Consider the following 15,698-nt stretch of genomic DNA (forward strand, 5'->3'; position numbering starts at 1 on the left):
GTCCACCTCGCCAGCTCCGTCCACCTCGGAGACGCCGTCGACCTCGGAGGCGTCCGATGAGTGAGCACATCACCGAGATCATCATCTTCACGCTGCTGTTCGTGCTGGTCAGCGGCATGGGCTTCGTCGCGGCCAAGTGGCGCGCCCCCAAGGACATGGCACACCTGGACGAGTGGGGCCTCGGCGGACGCAGCTTCGGCGGCTGGATCACCTGGTTCCTGATCGGCGGCGACCTCTACACGGCGTACACGTTCGTCGCCGTGCCGGCGCTGATGTTCGGCGCGGGGGCGGCCGGGTTCTTCGCGGTGCCCTACACGGTGGTGATCTACCCGCTGTTCTTCCTGGTGCTGATCCGGCTCTGGTCGGTGTCGCACCGGCACGGCTTCGTCACCCCGGCCGACTTCGTCCGGACCCGCTTCGACTCGCCGACGCTCGCGTTGCTCGTCGCCATCACCGGCATCGTCGCGACCATGCCGTACATCGCGCTGCAACTGGTCGGCATCGAGGCCGTGCTCAAGACCATGGGCGTGACCGGCGAAAGCCCGCTCGCCCGGCACGCGCCGATCATCCTCGCCTTCGCGATCCTGGCGGCATACACCTACCAGTCCGGGCTGCGGGCGCCGGCGCTGATCGCGTTCGTCAAGGACACGCTGATCTACATCGTCATCATCGTCGCGGTCCTCTACCTGCCCTACAAGCTGGGCGGCTGGGGCACGATCTTCGACGACGCGAGCGCGAAGTTCCAGGCGTCGCCCGCGCCCGGCGACGGCATCATCCTCAACGCCAACAACCAGCTTCAATACATCACCCTGGCCCTGGGCTCCGCATTCGCCCTCTTCCTGTACCCGCACAGCATCACCGGCGTACTGGCCGGCCGGAACCGCAACGTGATCAAGCGGAACATGTCGGCGCTGCCCGCGTACAGCCTGCTGCTCGGCCTGATCGCGCTGCTCGGCTTCATGGCGATCTCGGCGGGGGTGAAGCCGCTGCCCGGCGCCAAGGCGGGCAGCGTCGACAGCAACACGGTCGTGCCGCTGCTCTTCGACCAGCAGTTCCCGTCCTGGTTCGCTGGCATCGCGTTCGCGGCCATCGGCATCGGCGCCCTGGTGCCGGCGGCGATCATGTCGATCGCCGCGGCGAACCTGTTCACCCGCAACATCTACAAGGAATACCTCCGCAAGGACGCCACCGCGGCCCAGGAGGCCGGCGTCGCCAAGATCGCATCGCTGGTCGTGAAGATCGGTGCGGTCGCGTTCATCATCTTCCTGGACCCGCAGTTCTCCATCGACCTGCAGCTCATCGGCGGCGTCATCATCCTGCAGACGGCCCCGGCGGTCGCGCTCGGCCTCTACACCCGGTGGCTGCACCGGGGCGGCCTGGTCGCTGGCTGGATCGCCGGCATGTGCCTCGGGTTCTGGATGCTCTACCAGATCCCGAACGCGTCGACACACAAGGAGCACTTCGGCGGCTCCGCGTTCCCGCTCAGCAAGTTCGGCTTCGACACCCCGAAGACGATCTACGTCGGCTTCGTGGCGGTCGCGGTCAACCTGCTGATCGTCGTGATCGTCACCCTGATCCTGCGGGCGATGAAGACACCGGACGGCGTCGACGGCACGAAGCCGGACGACTATTTCGCCGACGAGGGCGACCCGCGCCTGGAGAAGGCCCGCACCAGCCCGGAAGCGATCGCGTCCTCCACCTGACCCGCTCCCGCGCCGTGGCCCCGGACGTCCTTCCGGGGCCACGGCCCTTTCCAGGTCTAGCCAGGCGCGAGGCCCTTCAGGTACGCGTCCATGGCGCGGGTGAGCCGCTCGAGGGCGAGGGCGAGATCGCGGCGCTCGTCCGAGGTCCAGTCCTTCAGCACGGTGGCGTACAACTCGCGGCGGGCCAGGCTGACCGCCTCGACCTGGGCGAGCCCTTTGGCGGTGGCGGCGATGACGGTGCCGCGACCGTCGTCGGGATCGGCGCTGCGCTCGACCAGGGCGTCGCGGTGCAGGGCGCCGACCTGCCGGGTCACCGTGGAGCCGTCCAGGTTGAGCCGCTCGGCGACGGAGGAGACGTTCTGCGGGCCGCCCTCCTGCAGGGACCGCAGGATGACGTAGGCGGCCCGGTCGAGGGCCCGGTGCGGTCGGGGCGAGGAACGGCGGGTGGCCTCGCCCAGCCGCATCAGCATTGCCACCTGGGTCTCGATCGTCCCCAGCGCCGCGTCGTCGTCGGCCATCTTTCCTTCCCGTCCCGGGTCGCTATGTTTTGCTGTATTTTTCCTGCCGTTGCTGAACGTTTGCTGAAAGCGACTATTGCCTGAATGCCCGCCACATCAGGATGAGACCGATCGTCGTGCCGAACGTGACAATCAGGATTTTGAGCACCCGGGCCGGCAGCCGCCGGGCAAGCCGCGCGCCGGCGTACCCCCCGACGATCGTGGCCGGCGCCAGCGTGAGCACCGCACCCCAGTGCACCGGCGCGAAGAACGCGAAAACCACGACCGTGACGAACCCGACGCAGGCCGACAGCACGTTCTTGAGCGCGTTGATCCGATTGAGGGTCTCGTCGAGCACCAGCGCGAGCGCGGCGACATACATGACCCCGAGCGCCGCACCGAAATACCCGCCGTAGATCGCGCCGACGAAGACCACGACCTGCAGGGCGACCCGCTTCTCGGAGGTCGACCGCCCGACCAGTGCCTTGAGCCGATCCTGGAAGAACAGCGTGGCCGCGGCCCCCAGCACCAGGAACGGCACGACGACCTCGAACGCCCGGGCCGGCGTACCGAGCAGCAACGCACAGCCGAGCGCCGACCCGGCCAGGCTCGCGGGAATGATCGCCCGCAGCCGCCGCCCCTGCCCGGCAAGATCAGCCCGGCTTCCCGCGACGCTGGAGACGTACCCGGGAAAAACCGCGACAGAATTCGTGACATTGGCGTCGACGGTCGGCAGCCCGACCGCGATCAGGCTCGGAAACGTGATCAGAGAACCGCCGCCGGCGATCGCATTGACCGCGCCGGCGGCCAGGCCGGCGACGGCGAGCAGCAGGATATGCGCGAGGTCCATGATGCCGACGAATCTACGGGTGCGAAGATCCGAGCGCCGCCCGCCGGCCCCGGCGAGCCGCAAGTAAGATGACGGCGCGACGGACGAGTCGACCGGGCGGTCGCGTCGGCGCTCTCACGAGCGTCACCGAGGAACGTCCGGACTCCGCAGAGCAGGGTGGTTGTTAACGGCAACCCGGGGCGACCCGCGGGAAAGTGCCACAGAGAACAGACCGCCGGCTTCGTGCCGGTAAGGGTGAAACGGTGGGGTAAGAGCCCACCAGCACCCCGGGTGACCGGGGTGGCTAGGTAAACCCCACCCGGAGCAAGGCCAAGCAAGGCCCCCGCCGCGAGGCGGAGGCCGGCGCAGGCATTCGAGGGCTGCTCGCCCGAGTCTGCGGGTAGGCCGCAAGAGCGTGCCGGCAACGGTAAGCCGAGATGGATGACCGCCACCGGCGGCCGCAGGGCCGCCGCGTACAAAATCCGGCGTATAGGTCGACTCGTCCGTCGCCCTCAAGGCCACCTGCCCGGGTAGGGATGTGAGCTGGACTTATGGATCAGCATTGATGGTCAACGTTGGTGGATTCTGGTCGACATCTGACGCCCCACTGGCGCCCCGACGCCCCGAAGGCGCCCCGGAGCCGGGAGAACGTTGGGCGCCCTTGCGCCTCGCTGTCGGCGAAAGTCCAGGGTGCCGCGATTGGGGCCGTGATGTAGGCGGCTACGGCCGCACCTCCTCGATCACATCGAACGCGTGTTCTGATCTAGCGCCATGGGCGAACGAATCGAGCACTGGTTCAACCGCCGCTACGGCCCGAACCGGCGCGACGTCTACCTCATCCGCACGCCTACCGGCTGGACGGGAAGGTGGCTCGGATGGCCGTGAGGTCGCGTACTACTTCGACCAGGAGGGTGTCGCTCGCGCCATCCTGCAACGGATGCTCGCAGCAGTTCCATCCGAGCTGTCCAACTGGGCCAAGATGCGGCAGGTGCGTAGGCGCTAGTAGGAGCGCGGTCGATCGACGGGTCCGACCGAGGTGCCGCTTCTGTAACAGGTTCACGCGAAACGGTCGTTGAGGGTCGCGCGCGAGGTCAGACGTGGTGCTGGCATCTCAGACGGTCCGGCCTGGTGTAGTTAGTTGCTGTACTTCCCTGCTGTACGGCTCACCGGTCGCCACGCAGTTTAGGAATCCTGGACAATCCGCGGGTCCTGGGTCGCTCACCTGCCGAGGTTCCAGCTCATCGGCGCTCGTGGTTTCCATCCTTGACCGCCATCGCTGTCCGTTAGCTGCAGCATTGGACACACAACGGCACGCCAGTCGTCAAGCGTTGCCACTTGTATGGACTCGCCGATGTGCACCTTGAAACTCTATCGACAAGCTGTGCGACCAGGGGGCAGGGTGACTACATGCCGAAAAAGGCCTTCATCGAGGCGCTGGTGATCTCCGCAGTAGATGCGGTCTTGTCCGGTAAAAGAATCGAGGACGAGCGCATCGAGTGCAAATCGGAGCTTATGCCGCCCGCGAAGGCTCGGCAGCTCGCAGGAGCAGCCAACGCTGCGCTAGGAGACGACATCATTTGGATCGTCGGCGTGGACGAGGCAGCAGCAGAGGTCGTGACGGTCGACTCGACCGTGGACCTGGCCGACTGGTGGGCCAAGGTGGAGCGGTGCTTCGACGATCAGGTTGCCCCCGGCCTGACATCGCTGTGGATACCCCTCCCCGGCGACAGGCTCGTCTTGGCCTTGCACTTCACGACTGACAGGGCGCCGTATGCTGTTAAGAACCCCGGTGGCGGAACGCCGGAGCTAGAGATTCCTTGGCGCGCCGGCACCCGTACGCGCAGCGCGAAGCGGCATGAGCTGTTAAGGACGCTCCTCCCAACAGTCTCCGTACCTAGCGCGACACTTTTGGCTGCTAAAGGTCGAATCAGTGCCACGGCCGAATCGGCACTGCAGTTTCGAGGCGGCATCACACTCTACATTGAGCACTTGCAACCAGGGGCGATTGCCATTCCCACTCATTTAATGACGGCTACGTTAAACATCTGGGGCTCCGAGCAGGCGCTGACTGCGAGTCCGATCGTTGCCAGTTCTGGGCCTATTAGCTCTACACCTGAGGGCTTCTACTGCTCCGGTCCCGGCACATTGCGTGTCGAACTCTATGGCGTACTTGGAAAGCTGACGCCCAACACGGACGAATACCTAGGAGTGCTTTCGTCTGTTCAGTTGAAGGTTGAGCTTCCGGTTCTTGGAGCCTCCCGGAAACTTAACATAACTACGCCGCTCTACGGCCAGCAGCCAACGACCGAGCGCACCCTAAGGGTCCAGTTTGCTGCAGCGCCACGAGGTAACGGGATTCGAGACCAACTCACACCTCCTGAGGTGCAGGAATTGGTCCTGACAGTGCTCAAGGAACATTTCGCTCAGTCTTCTGAACGCATTGCGTCAGAGGAGCTTGCACGGATGACCGGCCTAGATTCCAGAACAGTGCAGAGTGCTCTTCGCGCCCTGTCTCGCGACCACAAGATCGTTGGCATTGAGGTAGCGGAATTTGATTACCCGCTGTTTGTTGCTGACGTATCGGCTTGAGGTCGTGCGCATAAAGCGTCACCCGTCATCCCGTCGGCCTTCGTCCACACACCGTGGAGCGGACAGGGCCTGCCTGGGCAAGGTGGAGCACCCCACTGTCTGACCGACCTTGACCAGGCAGGCCCTGTCTGCTCGGCTTCGCCCGGACGAAGGTTGATGGGATGGCACCACCCATCCCCGAGGTCAGAGTCCCCGCCGGAGGCGTCATGTCATCGCGGACTGGTTAGCCAATCTGCCAGCTACTTCGCTTCCTCGTGTGTCTTGTCTGCCGCCGGGCTGGAACCGCCGGGGTGCGCCCAGCGAAGCTCCCGGGCGCGGGGCCCCGAGCGCCGGGCCTCCGGCCCGGCCCTGCTGGGCGGCGCGAGCGGCCTGCGAAGCGGGCCGCCTTGAACCCGTACAGAAGCTTCTCACAAGCGTTTAGCCGGTCTGGTGTCGTACTCCGCTTGATGCGTTACACCGTGGCTTCAGTTGGTACGTGACACTTCGCCGGGTGCTGATGGAGTTGACCATGAAGGAGTAGCGGTATCGCGCTGTGCTCGAAGTCGAGGCCGGGGTGCCGGTGACCCGAGGTGCCCCGGACCACCACCAAAGCGATCAGCCGGTTCAAAGCCGTAAACCGGAGCCGTCCCGGACGGCCCGTCCTGCCGCAGCGACCCGGCGGGCATCCTTTGCATCCAGCAACCGGCGCCCTGGTCATCGCCATGCAGCGAATCCACGTCGGCATCGCCCACGCCGGGCACGCTGCGGTGGGTCAGCCGGATCGGCCCTGGCCGGAGCGCACATCGCCGAGCGACGTCATGCGCGAGCCAACACGCTCACGCGACCGGGCTCGCCCTTGCACTCGACGATGGTCAGACCCCGTTCCTCGACGAGACGAGGGAGGGAGTTCGTGTCGTAGAAGCGGACCATGCCAGGCACGAGGTGGTAGCACGCCGCGCGCGTCCGCCAGTACCAGTTCTGGGATTTCATCGACATACGGTCGCGGGCGGGAGCGGTGATCAACAGGTACCCGTCCGGCCGGAGGCAGCGCCGGATCTCGGTGATGAAGGCCGCGGGATCCGGCAGATGCTGTATGACGAGGATCGCCAGAACACCTCCGAGCGACGCGTCCGCGAGGCGAAGCGGCGCGCTGACGTCGAGCACGTCGAACGTCGCGTCGACCTCGTCACGAGCGGCTGCTGTCCGCGCGGCCTCGATCATGCGAGGCGACCCGTCGATACCCACGACGTCGTAACCGCGCCGCGCGAGTGCCAGCGCGTGCGCGCCTGGTCCGCAGCCGAGGTCGGCTACAGGCCCGGGCGGTGCGACCACGTTCGCGAGCTCACTGACGGTCCGCTCGACCAGCTCACGATGCTCCGGCTCGTCGCGTCGCCGCTCCCAGGCCGCGCTCTCGCGGTCGTACATGAAGCGAAAGAACCAGTGCGGGGCCGGCATGGCGGCGACGATACGCGTGCGGCTGCCCGCGCGGGTTTCCCAACCGACGCCTCGACCACACCTGGCGGTTGCATTGATCTCGGTCCAGTTCTGGGAGCTGGCGGAGGGCCGACAACCGCGGGTCGGCCTGAGCGCACTGTCGGCTCGGGGATGTCGGAGGTGGTCGGCAGAATTGTGGCAAGCACTGTCGTGAGGGGGATGGATCGTGGACATACGCGACGCGGCGAAACGGTGGGCGAACATGTGGGCCCAGGGCTGGCCCGCCAAGGACGTCGAGGGCATCGTCGGTCTGCAAGCCGAGGACGGCGATCATTGGGCGTCCATGTTCCGTCCGTACCGCGGGCGTGCGGGACTACGCACCTACGTCCAGGAGAGCTTCGACGAGGAAACCCGCCCGGCTGAGGTCTGGTTCGGTGAACCGCAGGTCGGCGGTGAACTGGCGGCCGTGGAGTACTGGGCGGTGACCTACCCGAATGGCGGGCCACTCACCATCTCCGGCTGCACGCTGCTGCGCTTCAACGACGAGGGCCTGGTGGTCGAGGCCCGCGACTACTCCCATGTCAAGGAGGGCCGCATCCTGCCGCCCGCCGGTCTGTTCGAGTGACGCGATCCTGGGAGCCTGCCCGTCCGTGAGAACAACGTGTTCGGGCGAGTCGAGATGCGTCTGCTGTAGCTGGTCCAGGATTGGATGGCCGGGCCGCCGGGACGGGTCAGATCAGTGGGATCACCCGCACCGGGTCGAAGTGCAGTTCGAACGGTCCCAGGCAATCGGCGGCGAGGGTCGCCACCACCGTTCCGCAGGGGCAGGCCCGGTTGGGTCCCTGGGTTCCTCCCGGTCCGCAGCATCCGCTGCTGTTCTTGAAACCCGGCAGATGCTGAAGCAACGGCGCGTCGCCGGGATGGATGACCACCGTGCCAGGTGCTGGCCCCTTTCTCGGCCGAAGTCGTCCGCGACCTCGGGAACGCCCGGAAGCCGGGTGAGATCCGGTGTCAGCTCGGTGCTGCACTTCGCGCAGAGGAAGACGGTCACGCAGACATTGTTGACGCGGTGTCCATACGGGCTCGGGCCGGGGAAGATGACGGCCATGGACCGCTTCGAGGGACGCTGCCGGCTGGACTGGTGGGGGAACTCCAGCACCCTGCTCTGCAGCGAGGAGGTCGACGTCGTGATTCACCCCCACCGGCGCCGGCTGGGACGCGCAGGGTCACCTGATCACCGAGAACGACGAGGACCGCGAGGGGTTTGTGTTTCTCCGCGATCTCGATCCGGTCTTCGAACTGCGGTTCCCGGACGCGAGCCACCTGACCGTCACCGTGCACCCCACCGAGGAGCCCGGCCGGTTCGCTCTGAGCGAGTACGCCGGCCAGGACCACCACTCGACCGAACACCACATCGATCTCTGACCATCACCTGGGCCGGGAAGGCCAGGGGGTTGTCCCGGGCGCATTCGTGGAGCACCTCGAGCAGGCGGCGGGCCGGTGGCGCGGACTCGGCGGCCGTCTGGACCGCGGGACCTCGAGGGCCTGCGCGACTGGGTGCTGGCGCATCCCCGGTACGAGGGGATCGTGTGGCATCACCCGGACGGCCGGTGGGGCAAGGTGAAGTACCGCGATTTTGCCCGATCCGAAGCCGTCAGCCGGCCGGAAGCCGCGTGAATCACCAGGAAACGCCCGGGTAGAAACGGACAGCCGGCCGGTGAAGCGTGCGCCGCCGGGGTCCACTCCCGATCGTTCGCGGGCGGGCCCGGCTTTCGCCGTGTTGCTCTCCGGCCGGTGCTCGTAACGGGCCGGCCGGGCGAACCAGCTCACCGGATCGCCGATTCGGTACGCCGATTCATGGCTTCCGCCGGCCCCGCCGTCCGCCCGGGTAGCGGCGCGGCAATCCGTTAGGTGACGGTTCCGGATGGCGTTCCAACCCGGCCGCCGCCGCGCCTGTCCTCGTCATTGACTACGGATCTGGATCGATTGTCGGCACGTGTTTCGAAGGGCTGAATGAATGGTCTTCCAGGCAGTGGACCATCGAAAACGCCGATGATCGGAATCGGGCCCGGATACGTGACTCCTCGTAGCGGACGCGCCGCCGCCCCGGGGACGGGTGTGCCAATTTTCCCGCCCGGGGGCGCAAGACCGTCCGATTTGGACAATTGGTCTGTCCGTGAGGGCGCCGGCGCGCGGGGTGGTTCCGAGGGGTCGACTCCGTGACTACCTAGCGGCACCGCGTCAGCTCTGCCTGGGATTCTCTCGCGGAGGTGATATTCCCAGGTGGGTGGCGTTGTCCAGTGGGGAGTACCGGATTGAGTACACTGCTCGGTCACCCCGTCGTCATCGGGTGTCACACTGTGAGTATCCGTTCGCAGCACCTCAGTTGACGTGCAAGTTGCACACTCATAGTGTCTGAAGGGTGACGGCTAGTGTGTGTGGGCGCGGTGCCAGTACGGTCGCGCACGGCACGTCCGTCGACCATCCGGCCGTAGGGAGATCTTGGTGAGTGTCGTGATCGGCATCAACGGTTTCGGTCGGATCGGGCGAAGTGTTATGCGGATCATCGGTGCCGATTCCGATGTGGGAATCACGGTGGCCGCCATTAACGACATTGCTCCGGTGGACAGATTGGCGTACGCGCTGAAACGCGACAGTCTGCGCGGCCGATTCGCGGGAACGGTCGCCGCCGGAGCCGGTCAGTTGATTGTTAACAGCCGCCCGATCTGGGCGTTCAGTGAATCTCAGCCGGGCCGGATCCCCTGGTCCGACGCGGGCGTTGACGTGGTCATCGAGGCCACCGGCCGGTTCCGCGACGGCGGCAGCGCGCGCGGCCACATCACCGGGGGCGGCGCCCGCAAGGTCGTCATCAGCGCCTCGGCGGAGAACCCGGACGCCGTGCTGGTCTACGGCGCCAACCATCATCGTTACGACCCGCTCCTGCATCACGTCATCTCGCCGGCTTCCTGCGGGGTGAACGCGCTGTCGGTGCTGGCGAAGGTGCTGCTCGAGCGGTTCGGCCTGCGCTCGGTGCACACCTCGGTGGTGCTGGCGGTCCAGGGCTGGCAGAAGGCGCAGGACGCCGTGATCGGCTCGTCGCGGGAGGATCCCCGGCTGGGCCGGGCCACCGCCGAGAGCATCATTCCGCACAACCACGTCGCCGGTGACCTGCTCAGCGTCGCGTTACCGGAGCTCGGCAAGGTGCGCTACAGCTACTACTGCGTGCCGACGCCGATCGGCTCGCTCGCCGAGTTGACCGGTTTCACCGACCGTCCGGTCAGCCGCGAGGAGGTCAACCGGGCCATGGCCGAGGCCGCGGCCGGCTATCTCGCCGGCGTCCTCGACTACGACCCGGACCCCACGGTCTCCATCGACGTCCGCGACAACCCGGCCTCCTGCCTCTTCGACCCGTCCGGCACCCAGACCAGCGCCGACGGCGGCGTCCAGGTGCGCGGCTGGTTCGACAACGAGTGGGGTTTCTCGCACCGGCTGCTGGATCTGGCGCGCCTCGTGGGGGAACGTGAGGCCGTGCCGGCGGGTGCCCCCTACCGGTTCGGCGTCGTGTAGAACGGATCGGGTGACACCTACCAGCGAGGTCGAGGCGGCGGCGCGACGGATCGCCGGCCGGATCCGGCGCACCCCGGTGCTGCGGGACGGGCCGGCCCTCCTGAAGCTCGAGTTCCTGCAGCACGCGGGGTCCTTCAAGACCCGCGGCATGTTCAACAGGATCCTCGCGGCGGCGGAGCGCGGCCTGCCGGCCGCGGGCGTGATCGGCGCGTCCGGCGGCAACGCCGGCCTCGCCGCGGCCTACGCGGCCCGCGAGCTGGGCGTGCCGGCCGAGATCTTCGTGCCGGTCACGACCCCGCCGGTCAAGGTCGCCAAGTTGGGCAAGCTCGGCGCGCGGGTGGTCCAGGTCGGCGACGAGTACGCGGAGGCGTACGCGGCGGCGATCGTGCGGGCCGACGTCACCGGCGCGCTGTTCTGCCACGCGTACGACGATCCGGACATGGTCGCGGGCAACGGCACCCTGGGGCTGGAGTTGCTGGAGCAGGTGCCGGACGGCTTCGACACCGTGCTCGTCGCGGTGGGCGGCGGCGGGCTGGTGGCCGGCCTCGCGGCCGCCCTGCGCGGGCGGGCCGGCGTCGTGGCGATCGAGCCTTACACGTCGGCCGCCCTGAACGCGGCGCTGGAGGCGGGCGGTCCGGTGGACGTGCCCGTCTCGGGCGTCGCGGTCGATTCCCTCGGTGCGCGCAGGACCGGGACGATCGCGTACGAGACCGCGGTCGCCGAGCGGCTGCGCTCCGTACTGGTGGACGACCAGGCGATCGTGGATGCCCGGCGCCGGCTGTGGGAGGACTACCGGATCGTCGTGGAGCACGGCACCGCCGCCGCGCAGGCCGCGCTGGACTCGGGTGCCTACGTGCCGGCCTCGGGGGAGCGGGTCGTCGTGCTTCTCTGCGGCGCGAACACGAATCCCGCCGACCTTGCCTGAGCGGGCCTGCGGGCCTGTTTCCGGGGTACCCCGCGGCCGGCGCGGCGACTCTTGCTGATCTTTGTCGGCTGTTCCTTGATCCGTTGTGACGTTTGGCTCGTGGTGTCTTAACAAGGGCGGCGTATGGTGAATCACGCGCTTGAAGCGTCAAGTGCTTAGGGAGTTCTCATGTCTTTGGGTATTCGCAGCCGGGTCACCGTGCCGCTGAAGTTCGCGGACGGATACCGCACCACCGCCGAGGTCATCACCTTCGACGGCCTCGCGGACGGCAAGGAGCACCTCGCGCTCGCACTGGGTGACGCGTTCGGCGCCGAGGTGCCGCTGGTGCGCCCGCATTCCGAGTGCCTCACCGGGGACGTGCTCGGCTCCGAGCGCTGCGACTGCGGCCCCCAGCTACGCGAGGCGGTCGAGCGGATCGCCGCCACCGGTGGCTTCCTGCTCTATCTGCGTCAGGAAGGCCGCGGAATCGGTCTTTACGCCAAGCTCGACGCGTACGCGCTGCAGGACCTCGGCATGGACACGTACGAGGCGAACCGGGCACTCGGGCACGCCGACGACGAGCGGGACTACACCGCGGCCGCGCAGATGCTGACCGCCCTCGGCGTCGGCACCGTCGACCTGCTGACCAACAATCCGGACAAGCCGGCCCAGCTGCGCGCCTCCGGTGTCGACGTGCGGACCGTGGTGCCGACCAAGGTGCACGCCTCGGACGCCAACGTGCGCTACCTGCAGGCCAAGGTGGCACACACCGCGCACACCATCGACCTGCCGCTGGCTGTCTGACTTCCGATTTACGCTCAGCCAGCTGCGTGCGACGCCGATCGGTACTTGGAAAGGCGTCGAGCGCGGAGGTTTTGGCTTTGGGGATCGAGGGCATCAACAGCCGCATCGCGCAGATCCAGAGCCGGATCATCGCGATGCAGACCCAGCAGGTCACGGCGCCCAAGCAGGCGTCGTCCACCACGGCCACCACGCCTGCCTCGGGCACCGCCTTCGCGACGGCGCTCGCGGACGCCATGGGAACCCAGTCGTCCGCGGGCACCGCGAAGTCCTACTCGCTGAACGGCAAGGGAATCCCGAACGAGCTGGCCGGGTACGGAAACGGCAAGATCCCGGCGAGCGCCCTGGAGAAGGTGGGCGACACCGGCCACAAGCTCTGGGCGCCGGCGGCCGAGTCGCTGACCCGCATGATCTCCGACGCCAAGGCGCAGGGCGTGAAGATCGGGATCACCGACTCGTACCGCTCGTACGACGAGCAGGTCGACGTGGCCCGGCGCAAGGGCCTCTACTCGCAGGGCGGGCTGGCGGCCAAGCCCGGCACCAGCGAGCACGGCTGGGGCATGGCCACCGACCTCGACCTCAACAACAAGGCGCAGGCGTGGATGCGCGCCAACGGCGAGAAGTACGGATTCGTGGAGAACACCCCGCGTGAGCCGTGGCACTGGGCCTTCAAGCCCAAGTCGCTCTAGGGCTTGCCCGGTTCTCCCGGCACCCGGCAGACCAGCTCGCCGTGCAGCAGGGACATCCAGCCGTCGCTCTCCTCGGCCCAGTCCCGCCACCCCTGGGAGATTCGTTCCAGGTCCTCGGGCGTCGCGGCGTTCGTATCCAGCGCGGTGCGTGCCATGTCGGATTTGAGGATGCGTTCCGCCCACATGCCGCCCCACCAGCGGCGGTCCTCCGGCGTCGCGAAGCACCAGGTGCTCGACGTGGCGGTCACGTCGGTCAGGCCGGCCGCGTGCGCCCAGGCGAGCAGGCGGCGCCCGGCGTCCGGTTCGCCGCCGTTGCCGCGGGCCACCCGCTGGTAGAGGTCCAGCCACTCGTCCAGTTCCGGCCGCGGCGGGAACCAGGTGAAGGCCGCGTAGTCGCTGTCGCGTACCGCGATCACGCCGCCGGGCTTCGTGACCCGGTGCATCTCGCGCAGCGCGCCGACCGGATCGCCGAGGTGTTGCAGCACCTGGTGGGCGTGCACCACGTCGAAGGTGCCGTCCGGGAAGTCGAGCGCGTGCACGTCGCCGACGGCGAAGTCGACGTTGTCCAGCCCGCGGCGCCCGATCTCGGCGCGGGCCAGGTCCAGGGCCGGCGCGGTGACCTCGAGAGCGGTCACCCGCCCCGGTGTGACGAGGGTCGCCAGATCGGCGGTGATGGTGCCGGGACCGCAGCCGACGTCCAGCAGGGTGTCGCCGGATTTCAGCCGCGGCAACAGATGCGCCGCCGAATTTTCTGCGGTGCGCCAGCGATGTGAGCGCAGGACCGATTCGTGATGCCCGTGGGTATACACAGCAGCCATGCCGTGACGCTACGTCCTTGTCCCGCATATCGGGAGTAAAATCCTGCTCTGTAAGACAGTGGCCTATCGATGCTGGTCCGAGGCTTGGGATACCGAGTTTGTCTACCGGTAATCAGGCCGTAGTTTTATCCGCATGAGGATCGGCATCGTAGGCGCGACGGGACAGGTCGGCGGCGTCATGCGCCGGATCCTGGCCGAGCGCGAGTTCCCCGTAGACCAGCTCCGGCTCTTCGCCTCGGCCCGTTCCGCGGGCCGCACCCTCCCGTGGGGGGACGGCGAAGTGACCGTGGAGGACGCCGCCACGGCCGACTATCGGGGGCTGGACATCGTCCTGTTCTCGGCGGGCAAGGCGAGCTCCAAGGAATACGGACCGCGGGTCGCCGAGGCCGGCGCCGTCGTGATCGACAACTCGTCGGCGTACCGGATGGATCCGGACGTCCCGCTGGTCGTGGCGGAGGTTAACCCGGACGCCATCGCGCGGCGTCCCAAGGGCATCATCGCCAACCCGAACTGCACGACGATGGCCGCGATGCCGGTGCTGCGCCCGCTGCACGACGAGGCCGGGCTGGTCGCCCTCGTCGCCACGACCTACCAGGCGGTCTCCGGCGCCGGGCTGGCCGGCGTCGCCGAGCTCGACGAGCAGGTCAAGAAGGTCGTCGACCGCGCGACCGAGCTTGCGCACGACGGCGCCGCCGTGGAGTTCCCGGCGCCGCGCTCGTTCGCCCGGCCCATCGCGTTCAACGTGCTGCCGCTGGCCGGCTCGATCGTCGACGACGGGCTCGGCGAGACCGACGAGGAGCAGAAGCTGCGCAACGAGAGCCGCAAGATCCTCGGCATCCCGGATCTCAAGGTCTCCGGCACCTGCGTGCGCGTGCCGGTCTTCACCGGTCACTCGCTGCAGGTGAACGCGCGCTTCGCCCGGGCGATCACCCCGGACCGCGCGCGGGAGTTGCTCGCGGGCGCGCCCGGCGTCGAACTCTCCGACGTCCCGACGCCGCTGCAGGCGGCGGGCCGCGACCCGACGTTCGTCGGCCGGATCCGCGCCGACGAGACCGTGGACAACGGGATCGCGCTCTTCCTCTCCAACGACAACCTGCGCAAGGGCGCGGCCCTCAACGCGGTCCAGGTGGCCGAACTGGTCGCCGCGGCGCTCTGACCAACGGTTCCAGCGACCCGCTCCACCCGATGGGTGGAGCGGGTTTGTCGTTCCTTCGAGGGGTCTTTCCGACACTCCACTATGGAAAAAAAGGGCTTTTTGCCTGAATCGGTAGCGCATGGTCGGTTTCAGGTGCACAGTGATTGCATGAACGACAGTGGGTCAGGTGGCGGCTACTTCTGGTGCCTCCGCCACAACCGGGTCGAGACCGGGGACGACGTCTGTCCTGCCCAGTTCCGGCTCGGCCCGTACGCCTCCGCTGAAGACGCCACGCACGCGCTCGAGACCGTCGAGAAGCGCAATGCGGCGTGGGAGGCCGAGGATGCCCGCTGGACCGGGGAGGTCAGCTAGCTAGGCCGGCTCGACCCCTGTGTCCAAGCCGGAATCCTGCAGTCTCCAGGCGGAGACGACCCGTAGTCATTCGCAAGGAGGAACTTCCCCATGGCCGTGACCAAGAAGGCCCCGACCCGGGCAGCCGCGACCCGCGCCACATCCGCGCGGTCCGTCGCGTCCCCGGCCGTCGCGTCCCCGGCCGTCGTCGAGCCGCCCGTCGCGTTCCCGGCTGCCGCCTCCCCGGCCGTCGTCGAGCCGGCGGCCGCCCGGATGCCGGCCACCGGGCCCGTCGCGGCCTCGTCGCATCCGGTCGCGGCCCTGCAGGCGACCGTCCGAACCTCCGACGCCTCGCCCGGCGGCATCGCCGCGGCTCCGGCGGCTCCGGCGGCTCCCGCGGCT

Annotated in this window: 15 protein-coding genes, 1 other RNA gene and 1 pseudogene; 12 read left to right on the forward strand and 5 right to left on the reverse strand. The window is 68.0% G+C overall.

Going from position 1 to position 15,698, the window contains the following annotated elements; translation table 11 throughout:
* The first annotated feature begins 56 nt into the window (after window positions 1-56).
* Window positions 57-1,703: a monocarboxylate uptake permease MctP gene (gene mctP / locus AB0F10_RS14135; RefSeq protein ID WP_360623663.1), complete on the forward strand. Its 1,647-nt coding sequence runs from the start codon at window positions 57-59 to the stop codon at window positions 1,701-1,703.
* A 56-nt stretch (window positions 1,704-1,759) separates the two neighbouring features.
* Here mctP and AB0F10_RS14140 read toward each other — a convergent pair whose 3' ends face one another.
* Entirely contained in the window at window positions 1,760-2,221 is a 462-nt protein-coding gene (locus AB0F10_RS14140; protein ID WP_360623665.1) for a MarR family transcriptional regulator, read from the reverse strand.
* Between the two features lie 73 nt (window positions 2,222-2,294).
* On the reverse strand, window positions 2,295-3,050 hold the full coding sequence (locus tag AB0F10_RS14145; RefSeq protein ID WP_360623689.1) for a sulfite exporter TauE/SafE family protein: 756 nt from the start codon (window positions 3,048-3,050) through the stop codon (window positions 2,295-2,297).
* 84 nt (window positions 3,051-3,134) lie between these two features.
* Here AB0F10_RS14145 and rnpB point away from each other — a divergent pair.
* Together rnpB and AB0F10_RS14155 are read left to right on the forward strand one after the other, a co-directional pair.
* Window positions 3,135-3,535, forward strand: an RNA gene (gene rnpB / locus AB0F10_RS14150) — RNase P RNA component class A.
* A 901-nt stretch (window positions 3,536-4,436) separates the two neighbouring features.
* Window positions 4,437-5,618, forward strand: coding sequence for a hypothetical protein (locus AB0F10_RS14155; protein WP_360623667.1), 1,182 nt, complete (start codon window positions 4,437-4,439; stop codon window positions 5,616-5,618).
* Window positions 5,619-6,413: 795 nt separating this feature from the next.
* On the opposite strand, the gene AB0F10_RS14160 is transcribed toward AB0F10_RS14155, so the two are convergent.
* A complete protein-coding gene (locus tag AB0F10_RS14160; protein ID WP_360623669.1) occupies window positions 6,414-7,052 on the reverse strand; it encodes a class I SAM-dependent methyltransferase in 639 nt (212 codons plus the stop codon).
* Between the two features lie 205 nt (window positions 7,053-7,257).
* On the opposite strand from AB0F10_RS14160, the gene AB0F10_RS14165 reads away from it, so the two are divergent.
* Window positions 7,258-7,656 (forward strand): nuclear transport factor 2 family protein, encoded by a 399-nt coding sequence (locus AB0F10_RS14165; protein ID WP_360623671.1) that lies wholly within the window; start codon window positions 7,258-7,260, stop codon window positions 7,654-7,656.
* A gap of 106 nt (window positions 7,657-7,762) precedes the next feature.
* Here AB0F10_RS14165 and AB0F10_RS14170 read toward each other — a convergent pair whose 3' ends face one another.
* Entirely contained in the window at window positions 7,763-7,963 is a 201-nt protein-coding gene (locus AB0F10_RS14170; protein ID WP_360623673.1) for a hypothetical protein, read from the reverse strand.
* Window positions 7,964-8,297: 334 nt separating this feature from the next.
* Between AB0F10_RS14170 and AB0F10_RS14175 the strand changes: the two genes are divergently transcribed.
* The 5 genes from AB0F10_RS14175 to AB0F10_RS14195 all read left to right on the forward strand — a co-directional run bounded on the left by AB0F10_RS14175 (window position 8,298) and on the right by AB0F10_RS14195 (window position 12,992).
* Window positions 8,298-8,456, forward strand: coding sequence for a hypothetical protein (locus AB0F10_RS14175; protein ID WP_360623675.1), 159 nt, complete (start codon window positions 8,298-8,300; stop codon window positions 8,454-8,456).
* Between the two features lie 1,089 nt (window positions 8,457-9,545).
* The gene (locus AB0F10_RS14180) at window positions 9,546-10,598 is read left to right on the forward strand and encodes a glyceraldehyde 3-phosphate dehydrogenase NAD-binding domain-containing protein (RefSeq protein WP_360623691.1); all 1,053 of its coding nucleotides are present in this window, start codon (window positions 9,546-9,548) and stop codon (window positions 10,596-10,598) included.
* 10 nt (window positions 10,599-10,608) lie between these two features.
* Window positions 10,609-11,523, forward strand: coding sequence for a serine/threonine dehydratase (locus AB0F10_RS14185; RefSeq protein WP_360623677.1), 915 nt, complete (start codon window positions 10,609-10,611; stop codon window positions 11,521-11,523).
* A 168-nt stretch (window positions 11,524-11,691) separates the two neighbouring features.
* Window positions 11,692-12,306 (forward strand): GTP cyclohydrolase II, encoded by a 615-nt coding sequence (ribA, locus tag AB0F10_RS14190; protein ID WP_360623679.1) that lies wholly within the window; start codon window positions 11,692-11,694, stop codon window positions 12,304-12,306.
* A gap of 77 nt (window positions 12,307-12,383) precedes the next feature.
* Entirely contained in the window at window positions 12,384-12,992 is a 609-nt protein-coding gene (locus tag AB0F10_RS14195) for a M15 family metallopeptidase (RefSeq protein ID WP_360623681.1), read from the forward strand.
* Here the strand turns inward: AB0F10_RS14195 and AB0F10_RS14200 are convergent.
* A complete protein-coding gene (locus tag AB0F10_RS14200; protein ID WP_360623693.1) occupies window positions 12,989-13,801 on the reverse strand; it encodes a methyltransferase domain-containing protein in 813 nt (270 codons plus the stop codon). The two genes, AB0F10_RS14195 and AB0F10_RS14200, sit on opposite strands and share 4 nt — an antisense overlap.
* A 142-nt stretch (window positions 13,802-13,943) precedes the next feature.
* Here AB0F10_RS14200 and AB0F10_RS14205 point away from each other — a divergent pair, with 142 nt between their 5' ends.
* From AB0F10_RS14205 to AB0F10_RS14215, 3 genes and pseudogenes are all read left to right on the forward strand, one after another.
* Entirely contained in the window at window positions 13,944-14,966 is a 1,023-nt protein-coding gene (locus tag AB0F10_RS14205; RefSeq protein ID WP_360623683.1) for an aspartate-semialdehyde dehydrogenase, read from the forward strand.
* A gap of 147 nt (window positions 14,967-15,113) precedes the next feature.
* Complete coding sequence (locus AB0F10_RS14210; RefSeq protein WP_360623685.1) at window positions 15,114-15,317, forward strand: hypothetical protein; 204 nt, start codon at window positions 15,114-15,116, stop codon at window positions 15,315-15,317.
* 90 nt (window positions 15,318-15,407) lie between these two features.
* Window positions 15,408-15,698, forward strand: a pseudogene (locus tag AB0F10_RS14215) (hypothetical protein); the annotation flags it as partial.

Source organism: Actinoplanes sp. NPDC026623, assembly GCF_040638275.1.
GTDB lineage: Bacteria > Actinomycetota > Actinomycetes > Mycobacteriales > Micromonosporaceae > Actinoplanes.